Raw genomic sequence first — 21,011 nt, forward strand, 5'->3', positions numbered from 1 at the left:
GTGACTCCTTGTGATCATGAGCGGGCGGCATCGTGGCCGATCACCCGCAGGGACCAGTTGAGCAGTTGACCCGGCTGGCTGTTGTTGCGCTCGGTCAGGGTGCTGCGGCGGTTGGTGTTGAGGTCAACCAGCGTCAGCTGGCGGCTGCTGTTGGAGACGTCGGTCACCTCCAGTCGCCACTCGCCCTGGGCCGCTTCGCCATAGAACTTGTGGGAGAGCATGCGCATGTCGCGCAGCCCCTTGGTGCGCACGTAACCCAGCTGCTGCCGGTCGAGGGATTGCCCCACCAGGCTGTTGTTGGGGTTGAGCAGCACGCTGCGGGTGCCGGACGGGGAGACCAGCTCGATCAGCAGGTCGGGCAGGCGCTGATGATCCAGGCTCACGGTGACCTGGACTGCTTCCACGGTCAAGGCCTGCGCAACCTGGGTGCTGGAGCGGGTGGCACTGCTGCCCACATCCGCGATGCTCCCTTCACTGCGCGGTACCGTGACCTTCTGAGCCGGCAACTGCACCAGCGGCGGCAGCGGGGTGTGGTTGGCGGCGGCCGTCAGGGTCTTGTTCACGTCGATGAGACCAAAGCCGTAGGTGGGGCTGTACCAGAGGCCGGCGGCGTTGCGCTCCCACCCTTCCAGGCCGGTGACTTGGCGGGGTTGACCGTTGGCGGCGGTATAGCTGACCTGAACCGGCTGCTGGCCGGCATCGATGCGGGTGGCGTTGCGGGCCAGCAGATCGCGCAGATCCCGCACCGACAGATCCGGATAGGCGGACATCAGCAGCGCCATGGCGCCCGAGGTGTTGGGGGTAGCCGACGAGGTGCCGTTCATCACGCCGTTGTAGTCGCAGGTGGCATCCAGCTGCGGGTTGTTGTGCAGCCGGTTGGTGCTGGGATCGTCGGTGCGGTTGTAGCCCATGTCGCAGCCGGGCAGATCCGTGGTCACCATGGCCGGCGCATCGGTGCCGTACTCCCCGCCGGGGGCGCTCAGGAAGACGTTGCTGCCGACGCTGGAGTAGGAAGAACGCACTCCGTCGGCGTTGATGGCGCTCACCACCAGGTTCCAGAAGTTGCTGTTGGAGGGGTCTATGTTGCTGTTCTCGAACGGCAGCTTGGGCAGGGCGCCGGTGCGGCTGAACATGTAGTCGCCTGCGGCGATGCGGTTGAAGCCGTTGCCTGCCGCCTTGATGTAGGCCGCGCCCTGCGCCTGCTGGGTCTGCTGCTCGAACAGGCGATCGAGCTGAACCTGATCCAGCCCGCTGGCGCTTTGCGGATCCACCAGGCTCATGCCGTAGCTCTGGTTGAAGACCCGGTTGTCGGCGGTGGCGGTGCTGCCGCCCAGCGCATAGATCCAGTCTTTCTGCAGCTGCTTACTGCGCTCATCCAGCAGGTTGAACCCCTGCAGCTGGACGCGGGGGGCCACCCCAAGGGTGCCGATGCCGTTGTCGACCGCCCCGATCAGGCCAGAGACCGAGGTGCCGTGAGCACTGTCCGGATCGGTCGGGGTGGGGTCGCTGCTGCCGGTCACCACGTTCTTCGAGCCGGGGCGCACATTGTCGGCCAAGTCCGGGTGGGCGATGGCCAGGCCGTCATCCACCACGGCCACGTTGATGCCCTGACCCTGCACGCCGGTACGGTGTGCCCACCAGAGGTTGAGGTCGTTGCCTGCCACGCCGCCGCGGGGGCTGAAGGCATTCTGGCCGCTGTTGAGCAGGTGCCACTGCTGATCCTGCAGCGGGTTGATGCCGGGCAGGCAGCGCGCTGCACTGCTGCGGCCGGTATCGAGGCCGGCTTCCTTGCCGGTCAATGGGGTGCAACTCTCACTCGCCTGAACTGAAGCGATGGGCAGGGCCGAGAGCAGGGCCGAGATTGCCAACGCTAACGATGTTTTTCTCATTAATAAACTCCATCTTATATCGCACCGTCCTGGGTGCGACTGGCATCTATACACGGGAAAAACAGAGTCAAAAAGCACTCGTTTTGATTCTGAGATAAGGCTCAAAAAAATCCCACAACAAATATTTTACAGACCATGTGGGGGTTCCTGTGAATCCTTTTATGTGGTGTATTGAGAACTTTTCTCAGCTGGCCGGTGTTGATATTTATCTTTGTAGATCAACCTATTAGTAACTGTTCATTAACGTTTGGTGAGGATGCCGGTGCGAAAGGGGTGTGCGGAGCGGCGTGAAATGGGAGGCGCCCCGTGCTGGCGGGGGGCCGCCGAGATCGAAAGCAGAGTGAGGGTCAGTGCAGGCAAGCCACACGGCGCCAATGGCGCCGTTTGGGATGAAGCCGCTGGTCGGCAGGGAAGGCGATTTGATCAGCGCTAGTAATGGCGCCGTGTCGAATGGAGTAGCCGGTCGGCAGGAGAGCTATTTGATCAACGCCAGAATGGATCGAAAGGCCGGATGGCGGCAATCGCCCAGCAGCTCGTAGAGGCACATCTCCACCGAAGTGAGTTCGGCCCCGTGTGCCGCCAGCTTGTGAATGGCGAGCTCCCGGTTGGCGGCGCTGCGCGACGACACCGCATCCACCACCAGTGACACCTGGCTGCCCGCGTCCAGCAGCCCCAGCACCGTCTGGTAGACGCAGATATGGGCCTCGATGCCGCACACCAGCCAGTGGCTGACGCCCTGGCGGGCGAGGGCGTCGGCCAGCGCCGGTTCCCCCAAGGCGCCGAAGCTGTGCTTGGGCAGCACAAGATCGCCTGCCTGCACCAACTGCAGCTCGGGCACGGTGGCCCCGAGCTTGTCCGGGTTCTGCTCCAGCCAGACAACCGGCAGGCCCAGCAGTCTGGCCCCCGCCACCAGTCTGGCGGTGTTGGCGATCAGGGCGTCGCTCCCCTCGACCAGCCGGGCCAGTTTGCCCTGAATATCGACGACCAGCAGGCCGGTGTTCGTGGTGGTCAGCATGGATACTCTCCCGGATCAGAGTGAGACAGTGGCGCCGAGTGGTGCGCGCGACTGGTTCCACAGATAGATAAGGGTCAGCGCGATGACGGTACCGATCGGAAAGGCGAACAACTGCAGGGCGACGAAGCACCAGAAGACCACCTTGAAGGCCGTCACCTGTTCGGTGAGCCCGCGGTAGGCCACATAGTTGAAGGCGAGCACAAACAGGGCGATGGCGGTTGCCAGGCCAAGGCTGAGACTCTGCGATGGTGCTATGTCAGCCGGGTGGAGCGGGCTGACCGTGACGACGGCCCAGGCAACGAACGCAATCATGGCGAGGGAGAGCATGGTCGCAACGATAAAGATGGCCTTGGCGAGCAGATGTTGTTTGGGGGTCATGGTTACTCCTGAAGGTGGTATCTGTTACGTTTGGGATGACGATGTGAATCACTTCCGCAAACTACCGGCAGGGCTGGAACAGGTCAAAAATAAAGTAATGCAAAATGTAAATTTAGTTGCAGCCTGGCTATACAATGAAAACTTGAGGTAAGCCGTGTTCCTTATGTCAGCTTGCCAGTCGAAAAAACGATCATTGCTTCACTTGGATTTGGTCAATTGGGATGCCCGCTTTTTATCTCTTACCCATAAGACCGAGTTGTCAGTTTTCTTCATTTCGAATAGATCAATTGCCATGAACAGATCACTGAGTTTTTTAAATCCATAATTTCGTTGATCGAATGAGGCATGGTTTGAGATATGGCTGCCAATTGGACTTAATCTTGCCCAGCCACCACCTTCCTCTACTGCTTCAATGGCTTGCCTGAGTAAATTGATGAGGCGTGTATCACTCTTGAGGTTCTTGGCTTGTTTGGCAATTGGCTGCTCTTCTTGAATATCCTGCAACTCGGCATCCAGATAGAGAAAACGAGAGCAGCTATTGACGAAAGGCATCGGGGCTTTCCGTTCGCCAAACCCGATCACAAACTTGCCATCAGCCAGACATCGAGTAACAAGTGGGGTGAAGTCACAGTCAGAAGAGACGAGGCAAATAACGTCGACATCCTTGGTATAGAGAACATCCATGACATCAATCACCAGTGCCATATCGGTGGCATTTTTCCCCTTGGTCAAGTCGAATTGCTGGATTGGTTGAATTGCAAACTCGTGCAGTATTTCCTCCCATGACTTGAGGGTTGGGTTTTTCCAGTTACCATATGCCTTACGAATATTGACTACACCATAGCGAGCCAGTTCTGACAATACCCTGTCCATCTTGCCGGCTGGTGCATTATCTGCATCGATAAAGACCGCAATTCTCTCTTTATCCTTCAAGTGACCTCCTGTCATTACAATAAATACAGTTGTAAAAAACGTATCACGGTCTAGAAACTATCCCTGTTTGGAATAATAACTGTGCGGCAGTCTGCTGCATGTATGAAATATGCTCAGCCTGCAAAATGTGAGCATTGACTCCCAGATATGTGTCCACAGCGGTTCCTTTGCTGATTGAATAACAAGATTAATCAAATGCAATAGCCATGAAGTGACCACAATAAGTCACTTGAGGCCCGCTTGGGGAGGGGGTCAAGCAATAACTGTGTGGTTTATCAAAGATTTCTTGTCATGGGTACCCGGCAGAGCTGAGTGCCGGGCTTCACTGTCATCCGGTAAAGCTTGCCCGGTTTTGTTGCTTGGCGAAGCGAAACGGCTCTGTTATGGTGTGCTTAATTAGCCGTTTGGATGGCTAGATGGTTGCGGTGGTTCAAGCACGACTCTGCCATCGCGCCAGCCGTTGAGATGTTTACAGGGAGTTTTTATGCAGCGTCGTTCCTTCTTTACCCTTTCCGCCCTGGCCCTGCTGGCCGGTACTCTGCCATTGGCCGCGCTGGCTGCCGATCCGGCCAAACAGGAGATCGTCATCGGCACCACGGTGGGGGATTTTGCCGACATGGTGACCGATTCCATCAAGCCGCAGCTCGAAGCCAAGGGCTATCAGGTCAAACTGGTGGAGTTCACCGACTATGTGACCCCCAATATCGCGCTGGCCGACGGCTCGCTCGACGTGAACTGTTTCCAGCACAAGCCCTATCTGGAGAGCTTTGCCAAGGATCGGGGGCTGTCGCTCGCCCCCATCACCCAGGTACCGACCGGCCCCATGGGCCTCTATGCCGGCAAGCTGGGAGAGCTGAAGGCGGTGAAGGAGGGGAGCACGGTGGCCATTCCGAACGACCCCACCAATCAGGCGCGGGCGCTGCTAATGCTGCAGGATCTGGGCTGGCTGACCCTGAAGGAGGGGATCAACCCGCTCAAGGCGAGCGAGTTCGACGTGGTGAAAAACCCGCACAACCTCAAGCTGGTGCTGCTGGAGGCGGCCCAGCTGCCCCGCTCGCGCGAAGACGTGGACTTCTCGGTCATCAACGGCAACTTTGCCGCCTCAAGCGGCATTCCCTTCAGCTCAGGCCTGTTCCTTGAGCGCAGCTACAACTTCATCAACTGGGTGGTGGTAAAAAGTGCCGATGCAGACAAGCCCTTTGCCAAGGATGTGGCTGCGGCCTACAACTCGGCCGCCTTCAAGGCTTATGCCGCCAAGCGCTTCGTCGGCTACAAATACCCCGAAGGGTGGCAGGGCGCGAGCGCGAGCAACTGAGTCGCCAGCGTCACAGGCTTTGAACGGCTTTGAACAAAAACGGGCACCCGCGGGTGCCCGTTTTTGTGTCGTGCAGATGTCAGTAATGGCGCAGCCACCAGCGGGCGGCGAACAGCGCGGTGAGGCTGCCGAGCAGGGCGCTTGCCAGCACATCCAGCGGCCAGTGCATGCCGATCAGCATGCGCGAGAGGCCGACACCGATGGCCCACAGCGGCAGCAGCCAGGCGCCGACAGGGGCGCGCGCCAGCCAGATCAGGCCGAAGAACTGGGCCAGGCTCATGGCGGCGATGCTGTGGCCGGAGGGGAAGGCGTAGTTGACCTCCGCCTGCCAGTGGTTGGCGAGCCACTCGGGCAGCGCCAGCAGCTGGCTGGCGGCATGGACCTGCTCGCTGCGCACCTCCACCTTGCCGGCATAGAACTGCTGGATGGCGGGGATCAGCTGCTGGCTCTCCAGCCAGAGCAGGTAGGGGCGGGGCTCCTCGGTCAGATGCTTGATCAGGCTCTTGATGAGCCAGTCGCCGGCCAGCACGGCAAACAGGGCGCCGCCGAGGGCCAGCAGCGCCGGCAGGCTCAGCGTCAGCTTGTGTCGGGTCAGCAGCAGCAGGGCCAGGATGCTGCCGGCGATGCCGGGCACATCCACCATGCGGGTGAGGGCGTAGGGCCACCAGAGCCAGTCCGAGTGCAGGGCCTGGCTCATGAACGGCTGCCAGGGCAGGCAGGCCAGCAGGAGCAGCGGCAGGATCAGGGCGGCACTGAAACACAGCACCTGGCGGCGCGGCAGGGAAGAGGCGTGAGTCGGCATAACGGGGCTCGGCAAGGTGCCCATTCATGGGCAGCAAAAAAAGAGGCGCCATTGTGCCAGCCCAGTGCGGTCGGTCAAGTCGCGCCCGCTCGCTGTAACACGGGGTTACAAATGAGTGTGGTGATGGCTGACCCGCCGCGTGCAATCTGGCTGGTGGCAAGGGGGAGCATCCGAGGTTGCTTGTGCAGGCCGCGCCACTCGGTTGAGCAGAGATGAGTCAGCAGCGCGCAGGTTCCCGCCAGAAAGTCGCGGCGGCGGCCGCTCATGGATGAATAAGCATCTGAAACTTCGGTCTGTTTGGGCTAGAATGGCGCGCTTGTGGCCGCTAGCGAAGTGAGAGAGCCCGATGAAGATCGTCGTTGATGAAAATATGCCCCACGCCCGTGAGCTGTTTGCCGAATTTGGCGAGGTCATCCCGCTGCCCGGCAGGCAGATGCTGGCGGCGGATCTGCAAGAGGCCGACGTGCTGCTGGTGCGCTCTGTCACCCGGGTGGACGCCGCACTGCTGGCCAGCTGCCCACGACTGAGCTTCGTCGGCACCGCCACCATCGGCACCGATCACGTGGACAAGGGGCTGCTGGCCGAGCGGGGCATTCCCTTCTTCAGCGCCCCTGGCTGCAACAAATATTCGGTCGGCGACTATGTGCTCTCCGCTCTGCTGGTGCTGGCCGAGCGCCATGAGCTCAACTTGAACGCGATGAGCCTCGCGGTCATCGGTGCCGGCAATACCGGCGAGTGTGTGGCAGGCAAGGCCGAGGCCCTCGGCATGCGGGTACTGCGCTGCGATCCGCCCCGTGCTCGCGCCGCCGAGGCCAACGAGGCGGCGCAGTTTGTCGACTATCAGCAGGCTCTTGGCGCCGACATCGTCAGCTTCCACGTTCCCATCACCCGTCAGGGGCCGGATGCCACCTTCCATCTGCTGGATGCGGCGCAGATTGCCGCCCGCCCGGCCGGGCAGATCCTCATCAACGCTTCCCGTGGTGAGGTGTGGGACAACCGTGCCTTGCTGGCGCGCCAGCAGAGTCAGGCGCCGCTGCGGCTGGTGATGGACGTGTGGGAAGGGGAGCCGGAGCCGCTGCAGGCCCTGGTGCCCCACACCGAGCTCGCGACCCCGCACATCGCCGGTTACAGCCTGGAAGGCAAGGCCCGCGGCACCTGGATGCTCTATGAGGCGCTCTGCCGGCAACTGGGGCGCACGCCGCGCCAGGATCTGCAGAGCTTGCTACCCATTCCCGAGGTGCGCGAGGTGACACCGGGCCAGCCGGCGGATCAGGCCTTGATCAAGCAACTGGTCCACCTTATTTATGACGTGCGCCGCGATGACGCCCGTTTTCGCAACCGGCTCGGTGTGGCGGGCAGTTTCGATGAGCAGCGGAAACACTATCCGGAGCGGCGCGAGCTCTCTTCCCTGCAGCTGAAAGGGCCGTTTGCCGGCGATGCCCTGGCCCGGCTCGGGTTTGTCTGCCAGCCAGACTGAACACTTTACATACTTGAAGGGGCGGGAGCCTTGTCCCGCCCACACCCGGTCTGGCCCGACGCCAGACCCGCTATCAGGCAGGTCCGCCTGCCAGCGGTGATGCCAGCGCGCGTCACCGGCACCATCATAGGAGAGAACAGCAGTGAGTCAGCAATTCAACGTAGCGGTATTGGGCGCCAGCGGCGCCGTGGGCGAGGCGATGATCGAGATCCTGGAAGAGCGTGCCTTCCCGATCGCCACCCTCTATCCGCTGGCCTCCAGCCGCAGCGCCGGCGACACGGTGCGTTTTGCCGGCAAGAATGTCGAGATCCTGGATGTGGAGGAGTTTGACTGGAGCCAGGTGCAGATCGCCCTCTTCTCCGCCGGGGCCGAGGTTTCTGCCAAGTGGGCGCCGATTGCCGCCGAGCACGGCTGCATCGTCATCGACAACACCTCCTGCTTCCGTTACGACGAAGACATCCCGCTGGTCATTCCGGAAGTGAACCCGGATGCGCTGGCCGATTTTCGCAACCGCAACATCATCGCCAACCCCAACTGCTCCACCATCCAGATGCTGGTGGCGCTCAAGCCTTTGCACGATGAAGTAGGTATCGCCCGCATCAACGTGGCGACCTATCAGTCCGTCTCCGGCTCCGGCAAGGAGGGGGTGAGCGAGCTGGCCGGCCAGACCGCCCACCTGCTCAACGGTCGTCCGGTGGAGCCGAGCCTCTACCCGCAGCAGATCGCCTTCAACCTGATCCCGCAGATCGACAGCTTCACCGACAACGGCTACACCCGGGAAGAGATGAAGATGGTGTGGGAGACCCAGAAGATCCTGGGGGATGCCAGCATCGCCGTGAACCCCACCTGCGTGCGGGTGCCGGTGTTCTACGGCCATGCCGAGGCGGTCCACGTCGAGCTGCATCAGCCGCTCGACGCCGAACAGGTGAAAGAGCTGCTGCGCAATGCGCCGGGCGTCACCCTGTTTGACGACGAGAACGACTATCCGACCCCGGTGCGCGACGCCACCGGCAAGGACGAGGTGCTGGTGGGCCGGGTTCGCCAGGATATTTCTCACCCCTGCGGTATAAATATGTGGATCGTGGCCGATAACGTTCGTAAGGGCGCGGCGACCAACAGCGTGCAGATTGCCGAACTGCTGGTGCGCGATTACCTCTGATCGTCGGGTCCATTGGCCTGGCGGGGAGGGAAATCCGCCAGGCTGCCAGCCTGTGCACCCATGGGGTGGATGTGACCGGGGGCGCACTCTGTAGCCCCGAGAATTTTTCGCGATATCAACTGATTAAGTTTTTTCCTACACTCAGGGGCAAGTTGGGTGCTAAATGTGTCGGACTGCTGGCTTGCAACCTGAGCCTGATTTATATTGAACCGACTGTTTTGGGGTAACTATCCAGATTTTTCAATGTGATAGGGCCGTCATACGAAGGAACGAATATGGGACATTCCCGCATAACATTGGCAACGCTACTCGCATTGGGTCTGCTGGGCACGGCCCAGGCCGAAGACTCGGCGCGGGAGCCTTTTTTTGTTGAGCTCAAAGGCCCGGACGAGCCGGCTCCGCCCGCCGTCAATTCCCAGCCGCTGGCACAACCCGTCGCCGCTCCTCGCGCCACGTCCCAACCCAGCCGAGCCACGGCCCAGCCGATCGTGCGGCAGGTCGCGAGCAATGCCGGCAGTTATGGCCCCATTCGTCCCACCGACACCCTCTGGAGCCTGGCCAGCAAGTACCGTCCCTCCAGCAGTGTCAGCGTCTACCAGACCATGGTGGCGATCTACGAGAAGAACCCCCGCAGTTTCGCCGATGGCAACATCAACCACATTCTGGTGGGCTCGCGCATCCAGCTGCCCACCACCGCCGAGGCCAGCGTCATCACCGATGCCGAGGCCCGCGCCAAATTCCGCAGTGACAACGCCAGCTGGAAAGGGCTGAGCCCGAAATACCTGGCGAGCAAGCATACCCAGCCGGCCAAGCCGGTGACCACCAAAGCGGCCCCGACCAAGGCGGCCGAGCCGGCCAAACCCGAGGTAGCCAAGGTCGCACCCGCCAAGGCGGCGCCCATTCCGGCCCCGGCACCCAAGGTGGAGACACCCCAGCCGGCCACCGAGGTGAAGGCGGTTGCCAAGGCTCCCGAGCCGGTAGCCAGCCAGGCGGCTGCCACCAGCGCCGCCACGGCCAGCGCACCGGCGCCGTTGCCGGCCGATGTCAATCAACCGGTCGGCAAGCCTTCCACCGAGATGGCGCTGGCGCTGGAAGATGCCAATGCCCAGCTCGGCCAGGTCACCGAGATGAACCACAGGCTCAAGCTGCGGCTGCAATCCCTGACCGAAGAGGTGGAGACCCTCAAGGCCCAGCTGCAGGATCAGACTGCGCTGCAAAAAGAGATTGCCGAGCTCAAGGCCAAGCCGGTTCCGCCGGTGGCTCCGGCCCCCGAGCCCAAGCAGAACTGGCTGATGGACCTGCTCTCCTCGCCGCTCAACCTGGCCATGATCATCCTGTTGCCGGTACTGCTGGTGCTGGCATTGGTGACCCTGTGGCTGCGGGCGCGGGCCCGTCGCGAGCTGGAGGAGCAGGAGAAGAGCCTGTCCGAATCCACCGCCATGGTGATGGATCAGGAGAGCAGCGAATTTGACGAGCTGATGACGGTTGGCATCACCGACGACGAGCCGGTAAGACCGCGCCCGGATCTCAACACGCCGGATGGCTACATGGCGGTGGAAGAGCCTGCCGCGCCGGCCGATCTGGTGTTCAGCGACGATGGCGAGATGGATCTGGCCAGCTTCGATGCCGAGCCGACCCCGCCCGCCAAGGCCGCCATCCGGGATCCGGATCTGGTGCCCGAGCTGGATCTGGCCCATGACGAGTCCATCACCCTCGACACCGAGCCGGATCTGGACCTTGCCAGCGAATTCAATCCCAAGCCCAAGGCTGGCAACGAGATCATGAGCGAAGAGGAGCTGCAGGCAGCCCTGTTCGCCGAGCTGGACGCAGATCTGGAAGCCGATCTGGCGCTGGACGGCAGCGATGACGGTCAGCCCGATGCCAACCCCATGGTCAGCGACGAGGATCTCGCCTCCTTCGATTTGAGCGACTTCGAGACCGCCTTTGCCGAGCCAGGCGCCGACAAGGCCAGTGCCACGGCCGATGCCAGCGCCGATGAGCTGCTGGCGGAGCTGGGGCTGGAGCCCGAGCCGACCAAGGGGAAACAGGAGGCCGCTGCAGATCTGGAGTGGGATCCCAACGAGCTGGCCCTGGCCGATTTCGAGGATGCCTTCGCCGAGGTGGAGTCCCATCCGGGCGAGGTGAAGCCACGGGAGCAGGCCCAGGAAAGCGGTTATGTCGAGATCGACAAACTGCTGGCCGAGGCGGACGCCACCACCACCGAACAGGAACCCTATCAGGGCTTCTCGCTGGATGTGGGGCTGGATGGCTTCCCCGAGGTGCTGCCGGAGTCCACCGGGTTTGACGTGGATGCCGACGATGGCGGTGTGGGTGCCAAGCTGGATCTGGCTCGTGCCTACCTCGAGATCGACGACAAGGATAGCGCCCGCGAACTGCTGCAAGAAGCCGCGGAGCAGGGCACCGAGCATCAACGGGCCGAGGCCGAGAAGCTGCTCAAGCGCCTTGGCTAGAGAGCCAGCGCATAGTGGTGAAAGCAGGGGCAGCCGACAGGCTGCCCCTGCTTTTTGGCATCGGTGTTTCTGGCGCCTGGTCTGGCCTGGACGCGGCTATTTGGGATTTTTGAGGGGAGACGCGTATAATCCGCCCCGTTTCGTTCATCGCCCCTTTTCATCAGAAGACAAGTTTATCCATGCGAATTGCCCTAGGTATTGAATACGACGGCAGCCGGTATTTTGGCTGGCAGCGTCAGCGCGAAGTGATCAGCGTACAGGAGGAGCTGGAAAAGGCCCTCAGCCGGATCGCCAATCACCCCGTCTCCATCCAGTGCGCAGGGCGCACCGATGCTGGAGTCCACGCTACCGGCCAGGTGATCCACTTCGATACCGATGCGAATCGCGCCGAAGGGGCCTGGACCCTGGGCCTCAACTCCAACCTGCCGCCGGACATCGCCGTGCGCTGGGTCAAGCAGGTAGACGAGGGGTTTCATGCCCGCTTCAGCGCCACCGCCCGTCGCTACCGCTACGTCATCTACAACCACAACTACCGGCCGGCCATCCTCGGCAGTGGCGTCAGTCACTACCACGAAACCATCGATGCCGATCTGATGCACCAGGCGGGCCAGAGCCTGCTCGGGGAGCACGACTTCAGCACCTTCCGGGCCGTCGCCTGTCAGTCCAACACCCCCTGGCGCAATGTGACCCACCTCTGTGTCAGCCGCTCCGGCCCCTACATCGTGCTCGACATCAAGGCCAACGCCTTCCTGCACCACATGGTGCGCAACATCACCGGCTCCCTGCTGCTGGTGGGGCAGGGGCTCCAGCCGGTGGAGTGGATTGCCGAGGTGCTGGCAGCAAAGGATCGCAATCTGGCGGGCCCGACTGCCAAGGCGGGGGGACTCTATCTGGTGGACGTGGATTACCCGGCAGAACTGGGGTTGCCGCGGATGCCGCTGGGCCCGTTGTGGCTGCCGGACTCGGCACCGGGTACGACCAGTTTTTAGTAACTGGCCCCGAAAATTTGTGGTTTAATGATCCGTCATTTATTGCCATCGAGCTATTAAGTCATTGAACAATCTAGGCTCGATGCGTTTTGTCAGGCACAAAAGCATTAAGGAATTCCATGAGCTGGCTTGAGAAGATCCTTCCCAAGAGCAAGATCACTACACCTCGTCGTCACAACATTCCGGAAGGGGTGTGGACCAAGTGCAGTGCTTGTGAACAGGTGCTCTACCGGGCAGAGTTGGAGCGCAATCTCGAAGTGTGCCCCAAGTGTGATCATCATATGCGCATCAGCGCCCGTGCCCGTCTCGAGAGCTTTCTCGACGAGCAGGGCCGCACCGAGATCGGTGCCGAGCTGGAGCCGCAGGATGTCTTGAAATTCAAGGATTCCAAGCGCTACAAGGATCGTTTGTCTGCCGCCCAGAAAGAGACGGGAGAAAAAGATGCGCTGGTGGTGATGAAGGGGACCCTCAAGGGGGTGCCGGTCGTCGCCTGTTCATTCGAGTTCTCCTTCATCGGTGGCTCCATGTCCTCCGTGGTCGGTGCCCGCTTCGTGCGCGCCGTCGAGGAGAGCATCAAGGAAGGTCGTGGTCTGGTCTGTTTCTCCACCTCGGGTGGTGCCCGCATGCAGGAGGCGCTGTTCTCCCTGATGCAGATGGCCAAGACCAGTGCGGCGCTGGACCGGCTCTCCAAAGCCGGCCTGCCCTATATCTCCGTGCTGACCGACCCCACCATGGGTGGCGTCTCCGCCAGTCTGGCCATGCTGGGTGACATCAACGTGGGCGAGCCCAAGGCACTGATCGGCTTTGCCGGTCCGCGTGTCATCGAGCAGACCGTGCGCGAGAAGCTGCCGGAAGGCTTCCAGCGCTCCGAGTTCCTGCTGGAGAAGGGCGCCATCGACCTCATCATCGATCGCCGCGAGATGCGCAACCGTCTGGCCAGCCTGCTCGCCAAAATGCTGAATACTCACGTCATCGAAGAGTGAAGATGAGTTCCAACATGCAACAATCCCAAAGCCGGTCGCTGGTCGACTGGCTTTCTTATTTGGAGCAGATCCACCCGGTCAACATCGACATGGGGCTGGATCGGGTCGGCGCCGTGGCCCGCCGCATGGGTCTTACCCAGCTGCCGTTCAAGGTGATCACGGTGGCGGGCACCAACGGCAAGGGCTCCAGCTGTGCCATGGCGGCCAGCATACTGATGGAAGCCGGCTACCAGGTCGGCGTCTACTCCTCTCCCCATCTTCTGCGCTTCACCGAGCGGGTGCGGATCAACGGGGCCGAACTGGCCGACAGCGATCACTGCACCGCCTTTGCCGAGGTGGAAGCGGCCCGCGGCGGGATTGCCCTGACCTTCTTCGAGTTCGCCACCCTGGCGGGCTTGTGGCTGTTCCGGCGCGCCGCGCCGGACGTGCTGCTGCTGGAAGTGGGGCTGGGCGGCCGGCTCGATGCCACCAATGTGGTGGAATCCGATGTCGCCATGATCACCTCCATTGCGCTCGATCACTGCGACTGGCTGGGGGATACCCGCGAGGCGGTGGCGGTGGAGAAGGCGGGGGTGTATCGCGCCGGTAAACCCGCCATCAGCGGTGAGCCCAATCCGCCCGTCACCATCGCCAGCGAGGCTGCCCGCCTCGGTGCCTGCCTGCGTCAGGTCGGCATTGATTTTCGTGGCGATGAGCACGCCAGCGGCTGGGATTATCACGGCCTTCATCAGTGGCGCGACCTGCCCAAACCAGCCCTGCCGCTGATGAACGCCGTCACCGTGCTGGCGGCGCTGGAGTCCCTCGGTCTGCCGTTGCCGGAAGAGGCTATTCGGCAAGGATTGGTCAATGCCCGGCTGGCCGGGCGGATGCAGCAACTGCAAAGTGCGCCGCTGGTCATCGTCGATGTGGCCCACAACCCCCATTCAGCCGCCTATCTGGCAGCCCAGCTGCGCAAGATGCCCTGCATCGGCGTGCGCCGCGCCGTGGTCGGCATGCTCAAGGACAAGGACATGGTGGGCTCGCTTGCCGAGCTCGATGGCCTCATCGGTGAATGGTATCTGGCCAGCCTGACCGGTCCGCGGGCGGCGAGCGCGGCCCAGCTGGCGGCCGCTCTTGGCAGCGAGCGGGGGCCGGCGACCACCTTTGACAGCGTGGGGCAGGCCTATGCTGCTGCGTTGGCCGCATCGAGTCCTGATGATATGGTCATTGTGTTTGGTTCGTTTTACACTGTTGCCGACATTCTGGCGGGTGTCGCCGTTTAGGCCACACCCCGGCTCCCCGGCCCTCTGGCGGGGAGCCGAATCGCATATTGAGTTACGTAAAGGTAGGATTCAACTTGGCCTCTAAGTTTCAAAACCGTCTGGTGGGCACCGTCATCCTGGTGGCCCTGGTTGTCATTTTTCTGCCGGATTTGATGGACGGCCACAAGCTGGAGCAGAAGGAAGAGGCGTTTGCCAAGATCCCGCTGCGCCCGGAGCTGGAGCCCGCCAAGCCTGCCTTGCAGGTATCGGCCGCCAGTACCTTGCCGGCGGAACACCTGGCCAGCCAGCAGCAGGCCTCTGCCGCGCAGCAGTGGCAGGTGGAAGAGGTATCTGAACCGGTAACCCTGGGGGCCAAGCAGGGCCAGCCGCCGGTGCAGCAACCGGCCGCCAAGCCGGTGACCCAGCCCGTCACTCCGCCTGTGGTCAAGCCCCAGCCCAAGCCTGAAGTGATCGTCAAGAAACCGGTGGAGCAGCCCAAGCCCAAAGTGGTGCCGCCCAAACCGGTCGAGGTGCAAAAACCGGTTGAGAACAAGCCGCAGGCGGGCCAGATCAAGTCGATGGACGATCTTATCGCCAGCAAGATGGGACAACCGACCACGACGACTGCCCCGGTGCCTGCCGCTACTGCGCCGGCCCAGGGCAGCTGGATCCTGCAGCTCGGCGCGTTCAAGAACGTCGACAGTGTCAATGCGCTGGTGGGCAAGCTGCGGGCTGCGGGCTACTCGGCGCACACCTCGCCGCGCACGCCGGTCCAGGGTCAGCTCAACCGGGTCTTCATCGGGCCGGATGTCTCCAAGGCCAAGCTGCAAGGCATGCAGAGCCGCATCGGCCAGATGACCGGCTTGAGTGGCTCCGTGGTGGCTTACAACCCCTAACAGGGTCGACAAGGTAAAAAATACCGCGCTGCATCTTGGATGGGCGCGGTATTTTTTTAGATGCATTTCACCGGTTTGGGCAGGCCGCCAATCTTGGTGGCCTGCTTGGCGGGGCCTTCCGGGAACAGCTTGTAGAGGTAGCGGCTGTTGCCCTTCTCGGGGCCGTACTGCTTCTCCATCGCCTTGACCAGGGCGCGGATGGCGGGGGAGGTGTTGAACTCCAGATAGAAGGCGCGCACGAAGCGCACCACTTCCCAGTGCGGCTCCTCCAGCACGATACCTTCCTGCTCGGCCAGTACCAGTGCCAGCGCCTCGCTCCAGTCGTTGCTGTTGAGCAGATAACCCTTGGCATCGGTTTCGATGAGTTGGCCGTTGAATTCCAGCTGGTGATGCTCGGACATGGTGGGCTCCTTGTGGCCTGTCAGGATTGGGCGGGCATGGTAGCGCCTTGTTCCCGGGTGAGCAACCGGCTCTCGTTGGCCAGGGTGAGCAACTCATCCGCCAGCTGGCTGATGAGGTTGAGCTGCTGGGTCAGCATCAGCTGCTCCTCGCTGCTGTCCGGGGTGATGACCGGGCACTGCCCCTCGATCTGCTCCGGCATCTCTCCCGCCAGATGGCCGGCAGCCCGCTCCAGGGTGTGACTCAGGTGACGGCTGATCTCGTCCAGCTCGCCGATGGCCTCCAGCTTGTCGCGATGGGCGCCCAGTGCCGAGATGTAGGAGAGCAGGGCGTGGTTGCGCCAGGTGAGGGTGAAGCAGAGGTCGAGAAAACGGCGGCGCTTTTGCGGCTCCACCAGCATGCTCTGCCAGGCCATGGCCAGCTCGCTGTCTGCCAGATGAGCGCTCTTGCGCGCTACCCGGTAGTCGATGGACTCATCCCGCTGCTGCTGCAGGCTGGCGAGCACCGCCGAGAGATAGCGGGCGTTGGCCGAGAGCGAATTGGCGATCAGGGTTGGCAGTCGCTTGTACTGCCAGTCCGGCCACAGCCAGGCCACCAGGGCGTAGGAGAGCAGGCAGCCGAGGAAGGTATCGAGCATGCGCGGCCCCAGGATGGCGAAGCCGATGCCGTCCAGCAGGTTGAACGCCATCAGCACGTAGAGGGTGATGAAGCAGACCGCGGCGCTGTAGTTGCTGCGCACCTGGGTGAAGAACAGGAAGGCGGCCAGCCCCATCACCACCAGCTGTACGTGCAATTCCGGGAACAGCCAGAGCACCGGGATCCCCACCAGCAGGCCGGCGAAGGTACCGAACATGCGCTGCACCAGCCGGCGACGGGTGGCGCTGTAGCTCGGCTGACAGACGAACAGCACGGTCAGCAGGATCCAGTAGCCCTTGTCCAGGTGGAACGCCTGCAGAATGCCATAGCCCACCACCAGCCCGAGCGACAGCCGCAGGGCATGGCGAAACACCATGGAGTTGGGGGTCAGGTGCTGTTTGAGCTGGGTCAGCAGCGGCAGGCGGGCAGGGCGGGCCAGGGGCGGCAGGCTCTGCGGGGCCTGCTCGGGATTTTGCAGCTCCTCGGCGCTTTGCAGCAGCTGGTTGATGCTGGCCAGGTTGCGGCGCAGGAACTTCATCGGCGTCAGCAGGGTTTTCGGGTAGTGCTGCTTGAGGTGGGTGAACTCCAGCTGATCGCCGAGGGCCTCCAGCGTCCAGTGGATGCGCTTGTTGTGGGCATAGGGCTTGTGCACCAGGATGGCGTAGCCGAGCCGTTGGCACGCCTCGGAGAGCTGCAGGAACACCTCCTGAAAGCCGTCAAGCACGATGCCCTGCTTGAGCTCGGCCTCCAGCTTGCTGTAGGGGTAGTGGCTGGAGGTGGCCCGCTCGTGGATCTCCAGCGCCAGCAGGTAGAGGCGCAGCAGGCTGGCCAGTTCGGGGGAGGCCCGGTGACGGGTGCTGAGACGGGCGTTGAGCGCCGACTTGGTGAGCGTCAGGGCGTTGACCAGGTTGATGTTGAGCTGGGCCAGGTTGTGACGAATGGCCTGGGCGCCGTGCTCGTCGGCCGGAAAGAAGCGGGATTTTTCCAGCAGATAGCGGGAGAGGGCAAAGTAGCTCTGGGCCAGCTGTTCGTGCAGGGTCTTGTAGGGCAGCAGCCAGAGCCAGACCAGCGATACCAGGCCATACCAGAGTGCCCCGGCGCCGAGGGCCAGTGGCTGATAGAAGAGATCCGGCGCCTTGGCGGCCCCCAGCATGGTGTAGATGGCGATGAGCAGGGAGCCGAAGCTGATGGTGGCGTAGCGCTGACCGAGCGCCCCCACCATCACGAAGATAAAGGTGGAGCCCGCCAGCCCCAGGGCGAACAGCCAGGGCGTGGGGAAGAGGTACTGCACGCACAGGGAGGCGAACAGGAAGCAGAGCAGGGTCATGGCGAGGTTCTTGACCCGGCCCCACAGACTGTCGTCGGTCTCGGCGATGGCGCCGGCCACCACCCCGAGGGAGAGCAGCACGGTGAGCTGGATGTCGCCGGTCGCCAGGGTGAAGGCAAGCAGCCCCATGATGGCCAGCAGTACCTTGAGGGCGAAATAGATATGACTGTCAGTCAGCAAACGGCGCAACAGGCCAGAGAAATCCATGGGCATGGGAGAGCGCAACCCTTGAGCGAAACGAAAACAGAGCATAACCGGTCAACAACGAAACGGCCCTGATTTGGATCAGGGCCACTTCGCTTCATATCCTTGATTTACAACTTATCCTGACAGAAACAGGTGCCAATAAAAACCCCGCCGAAGCGGGGTGTTTGATTAGTTGCGGTTGCCGCCGAGCAGACTCAGCAGACTCAGGAAGATGTTGTAGATGGAGACGTACAGGGTGACGGTGGCGGAGATGTAGTTGGTCTCGCCGCCGCGTACGATCTGCTGGGTGGTCAGCAGGATGGCGCCGGAGGAGAACAGCATGAACATGGCGGACAGGGCCAGGCTCAGGGCGCTCATCTGCAGGAAGATGTTGGCGATCATGGCCACCAGCAGTACCCAGAAACCGACGAACAGCATGCCGCCGATGAAGGAGAGGTCACGCTTGGTGGTCAGGGCATAGGCCGACAGACCGAAGAAGGTGAGCGCGGTGCCGCCGAGCGCGGTCATCACGATCTCGCCGCCGCCGTTGTTCATATACATGTTGATGATGGGGCCGAGGCTATAGCCCAGCAGACCGGTCAGGGCGAAGGTGAACACCAGCCCCATGCCGTTTTCGCGATTCTTCTCGGTCAGGAACATCAGACCGTAGACGCCGATGAGGAAGATGGCCCAGTGCAGGGGCGGCATGTTCATCACGGTGGCTACCCCGGCCACCACGGCAGAGAAGCCAAGAGTGAGGGAGAGCAGCATATAGGTGTTGCGCAGTACCTTGTTGGTATCGCGCGCGGCACTCTGGGTGCCGGTATAGATAGAACGGGTATCCATCTTGGGTGTCCTCTTGATTTCCAGGGTGAGGCGGCAATCCGCCTCGTTAACGCATTGTATGCACTGAATGTCGGGATGACGAGCGCTGATTTCAAGCCCCACCCCAGCCTGTTGCCCCCTACTATCCCAAATCAAATATGTATTGCATATGAACAAGGGGCTGACGTAGTATGCACGCCGTTCGGAGGGGTGGCAGAGCGGCTGAATGCACCGGTCTTGAAAACCGGCGATGGGCGACCATCCGTGGGTTCAAATCCCACCTCCTCCGCCATATCTATAACCCAACTAATTGATTAAGTTGGATTTTTCATCTGCGATTTTCAGCATGCCACCAGGTATGTGATTGGATGTCGGCTGCCCTTCTCTTTGATTTCATTTCTTCGGACAAGTGTCGGTTCAACCTTTTTGGTGGGAGCCTCTTTCACAACTACTGACGAAACGTGGCTCGTTACCAATACCAGTGATGTCCTGTATGTTTCATGGTATTGCCAATTCATACTTCAGATAGACAATGTTGCCAATAATCGAGCAGTTCAGGCGAGAATCACTGGCATAAAACGTTTCTAGGCGATCTGCTTTCTGCTCCCCAATAAAGAACACGCATGCTTTATCTTTATTCCCCGCTCTTCTAGCCTGTTTGGCTTCTTCCTTTGCCGTATCTAACTCGTTAAGTAACAAGGTTTTCTTGGCTTTTGACCAAGATTTTCATTCCTGATAGTTTTCGAGGTTTTCCGGTCTTCCCATTCTCCTGCTAGAGGGATAATCAGCCGCTCCTCGTTCTGGATGAGCGGTAGCCACAACAACTCGGAATAATAGATCTTCGTGTTGGGGTACTTCAGAATTGAACTGCCTAATTTTTTGAACACTATCAGGTAATTGTCAGTCTGAATTCCTGGGATCTCCAAAGATATGTCACGGTCATGCGGAAAGTTGATGAAAGCACGATAGATAGGACGAAGGCTTTGAGCTTTTCGTCTGGAGGTGCGTTGAGGGCTATTACCATACCCTACTGCCACGGTCGGTGTGCGTGCAGACGTTGGATCATTAACATCGTCCCCTAAATTCAGGATTCGGGACTGCCGTTGGCCATTTATCTCTTAGCACTAAGCTGTGCTCTTAAAGTGATGAAGATATAATCTCATATCTTCTCAACCGCTTACGATCCATTCCGTGTCCGCAGTTATCAGCTGACTGATGCACAATGGGGGCTTATTGAGCCCTAGCTTTCCTTCTCGATGTCTACTCGGGCACCCTATCTGTGAACCGGGCCAAGTGCTCGATAGGATTCTCTGGATACTTCACACCGGAGCTCCTTGGCCAGACCTCCCAATACGTTTCGTACCATAGCATTCAGTCTACAACACCTTCCGGCGTTGGCAGGATGTAGGCCGGATTGATGCCATTCTGGAAGCGCTGCAACTCAAGCTTAATGAAGGAGGGCTCATCGATTTCAACCTGTGGTGCCTGGACGGTTCCAATGCCAGAGCATCCAAAGGTGCTGCCGAGTCACGTAGAAAATATCAATTAATCAATCGCTTGGCTTTTTGTGGGGGGCAGTAAAACTGACGGTTATGGCTTACTACTGAGCTTCTGCCTGTCACCGGGGCAATCAGCGAAAATGAGCTATGCGACAAGCGCGTTGGCCATGGCGAGGATACCAAGGTCATCAGATGGCTACCGAACGCGAGACAAGGCTTATAGCAGCTGAGCTACGATGGAGAAGGATAAGGCGGCTATTCCGCATGGCAGCGACCAGCAACGGTGCCATAAGGGGCGTTCATTGGTACTGGACAAGGTGCATTACCACGGACGCAATGTCGTGGAGTTGGGCTGCGATTAGTTGAAGAAGTTTCGTCAGCTTTCAAAGAGATATGAAAAGCTAGCCAAGAGTTTTGCTGCTTTTATCAAACTGGCTTTCTGCCTTCGCTGCTTGCGCGAGTTATGTGTGAACAGAAAACCAGCATTTTGAGAACGGAGCATAGTCCAAAAAGCTGAGCCACGTGATGGCATCACCATTCCGTGGCATGGGCTTAATGGCCATGTCTTCGAAGCTGTCGTACGGGTGTGTA

General features: G+C 60.9%; 17 protein-coding genes, 1 tRNA gene and 1 pseudogene. 10 read left to right on the forward strand and 9 right to left on the reverse strand.

Annotated elements, in window-relative coordinates:
- Window positions 1-14: 14 nt before the first annotated feature.
- From ACB032_RS18485 to ACB032_RS18500, 4 genes are all read right to left on the reverse strand, one after another.
- The gene (locus ACB032_RS18485; RefSeq protein ID WP_171283106.1) at window positions 15-1,889 is read right to left on the reverse strand and encodes a S8 family serine peptidase; all 1,875 of its coding nucleotides are present in this window, start codon (window positions 1,887-1,889) and stop codon (window positions 15-17) included.
- 475 nt (window positions 1,890-2,364) lie between these two features.
- Entirely contained in the window at window positions 2,365-2,904 is a 540-nt protein-coding gene (locus ACB032_RS18490) for a hydrolase (RefSeq protein WP_371138511.1), read from the reverse strand.
- A 15-nt stretch (window positions 2,905-2,919) separates the two neighbouring features.
- On the reverse strand, window positions 2,920-3,282 hold the full coding sequence (locus ACB032_RS18495; protein WP_371138512.1) for a hypothetical protein: 363 nt from the start codon (window positions 3,280-3,282) through the stop codon (window positions 2,920-2,922).
- A 198-nt stretch (window positions 3,283-3,480) separates the two neighbouring features.
- Window positions 3,481-4,215 (reverse strand): NYN domain-containing protein, encoded by a 735-nt coding sequence (locus ACB032_RS18500; RefSeq protein WP_371138513.1) that lies wholly within the window; start codon window positions 4,213-4,215, stop codon window positions 3,481-3,483.
- A gap of 484 nt (window positions 4,216-4,699) precedes the next feature.
- Here ACB032_RS18500 and ACB032_RS18505 point away from each other — a divergent pair, with 484 nt between their 5' ends.
- Complete coding sequence (locus ACB032_RS18505) at window positions 4,700-5,530, forward strand: MetQ/NlpA family ABC transporter substrate-binding protein (protein WP_029302699.1); 831 nt, start codon at window positions 4,700-4,702, stop codon at window positions 5,528-5,530.
- 79 nt (window positions 5,531-5,609) lie between these two features.
- On the opposite strand, the gene ACB032_RS18510 is transcribed toward ACB032_RS18505, so the two are convergent.
- Window positions 5,610-6,332 carry a phosphatase PAP2 family protein gene (locus ACB032_RS18510; RefSeq protein ID WP_371138514.1) on the reverse strand — a complete coding sequence of 241 codons (723 nt, stop codon included), beginning with the start codon at window positions 6,330-6,332 and terminating at the stop codon, window positions 5,610-5,612.
- Between the two features lie 346 nt (window positions 6,333-6,678).
- On the opposite strand from ACB032_RS18510, the gene ACB032_RS18515 reads away from it, so the two are divergent.
- The 7 genes from ACB032_RS18515 to dedD all read left to right on the forward strand — a co-directional run bounded on the left by ACB032_RS18515 (window position 6,679) and on the right by dedD (window position 15,548).
- On the forward strand, window positions 6,679-7,809 hold the full coding sequence (locus ACB032_RS18515) for a 4-phosphoerythronate dehydrogenase (RefSeq protein WP_371138515.1): 1,131 nt from the start codon (window positions 6,679-6,681) through the stop codon (window positions 7,807-7,809).
- A gap of 142 nt (window positions 7,810-7,951) precedes the next feature.
- A complete protein-coding gene (locus ACB032_RS18520; protein WP_016351142.1) occupies window positions 7,952-8,968 on the forward strand; it encodes an aspartate-semialdehyde dehydrogenase in 1,017 nt (338 codons plus the stop codon).
- 275 nt (window positions 8,969-9,243) lie between these two features.
- A complete protein-coding gene (locus ACB032_RS18525; RefSeq protein ID WP_029302703.1) occupies window positions 9,244-11,439 on the forward strand; it encodes a FimV/HubP family polar landmark protein in 2,196 nt (731 codons plus the stop codon).
- Between the two features lie 179 nt (window positions 11,440-11,618).
- Window positions 11,619-12,428 carry a tRNA pseudouridine(38-40) synthase TruA gene (gene truA, locus ACB032_RS18530; protein WP_017407980.1) on the forward strand — a complete coding sequence of 270 codons (810 nt, stop codon included), beginning with the start codon at window positions 11,619-11,621 and terminating at the stop codon, window positions 12,426-12,428.
- 119 nt (window positions 12,429-12,547) lie between these two features.
- Window positions 12,548-13,411, forward strand: coding sequence for an acetyl-CoA carboxylase, carboxyltransferase subunit beta (accD, locus tag ACB032_RS18535; RefSeq protein WP_011706493.1), 864 nt, complete (start codon window positions 12,548-12,550; stop codon window positions 13,409-13,411).
- 2 nt (window positions 13,412-13,413) lie between these two features.
- Complete coding sequence (gene folC, locus ACB032_RS18540; protein WP_371138516.1) at window positions 13,414-14,673, forward strand: bifunctional tetrahydrofolate synthase/dihydrofolate synthase; 1,260 nt, start codon at window positions 13,414-13,416, stop codon at window positions 14,671-14,673.
- A 74-nt stretch (window positions 14,674-14,747) separates the two neighbouring features.
- Window positions 14,748-15,548, forward strand: a complete 801-nt coding sequence (gene dedD, locus ACB032_RS18545) for a cell division protein DedD (RefSeq protein WP_371138517.1) — start codon at window positions 14,748-14,750, stop codon at window positions 15,546-15,548.
- A gap of 56 nt (window positions 15,549-15,604) precedes the next feature.
- Here the strand turns inward: dedD and ACB032_RS18550 are convergent, their stop codons facing one another.
- The 3 genes from ACB032_RS18550 to ACB032_RS18560 form a co-directional block, all read right to left on the reverse strand.
- Complete coding sequence (locus ACB032_RS18550) at window positions 15,605-15,949, reverse strand: TusE/DsrC/DsvC family sulfur relay protein (RefSeq protein ID WP_011706490.1); 345 nt, start codon at window positions 15,947-15,949, stop codon at window positions 15,605-15,607.
- 20 nt (window positions 15,950-15,969) lie between these two features.
- Window positions 15,970-18,123, reverse strand: coding sequence for a YccS family putative transporter (gene yccS, locus ACB032_RS18555; RefSeq protein ID WP_371138518.1), 2,154 nt, complete (start codon window positions 18,121-18,123; stop codon window positions 15,970-15,972).
- Between the two features lie 162 nt (window positions 18,124-18,285).
- Complete coding sequence (locus tag ACB032_RS18560) at window positions 18,286-18,942, reverse strand: Bax inhibitor-1/YccA family protein (protein WP_016351136.1); 657 nt, start codon at window positions 18,940-18,942, stop codon at window positions 18,286-18,288.
- A gap of 183 nt (window positions 18,943-19,125) precedes the next feature.
- On the opposite strand from ACB032_RS18560, the gene ACB032_RS18565 reads away from it, so the two are divergent.
- Window positions 19,126-19,213, forward strand: a tRNA-Ser gene (locus tag ACB032_RS18565).
- A gap of 206 nt (window positions 19,214-19,419) precedes the next feature.
- Here ACB032_RS18565 and ACB032_RS18570 read toward each other — a convergent pair.
- The gene (locus tag ACB032_RS18570; protein WP_171283099.1) at window positions 19,420-19,620 is read right to left on the reverse strand and encodes a hypothetical protein; all 201 of its coding nucleotides are present in this window, start codon (window positions 19,618-19,620) and stop codon (window positions 19,420-19,422) included.
- A 464-nt stretch (window positions 19,621-20,084) separates the two neighbouring features.
- Here ACB032_RS18570 and ACB032_RS18575 point away from each other — a divergent pair.
- Window positions 20,085-20,911, forward strand: a pseudogene (locus ACB032_RS18575) (IS5 family transposase).
- Window positions 20,912-21,011: the final 100 nt, after the last annotated feature.

This window comes from Aeromonas sp. S5(2024), assembly GCF_041403025.1.
Taxonomy (GTDB): domain Bacteria; phylum Pseudomonadota; class Gammaproteobacteria; order Enterobacterales; family Aeromonadaceae; genus Aeromonas; species Aeromonas hydrophila.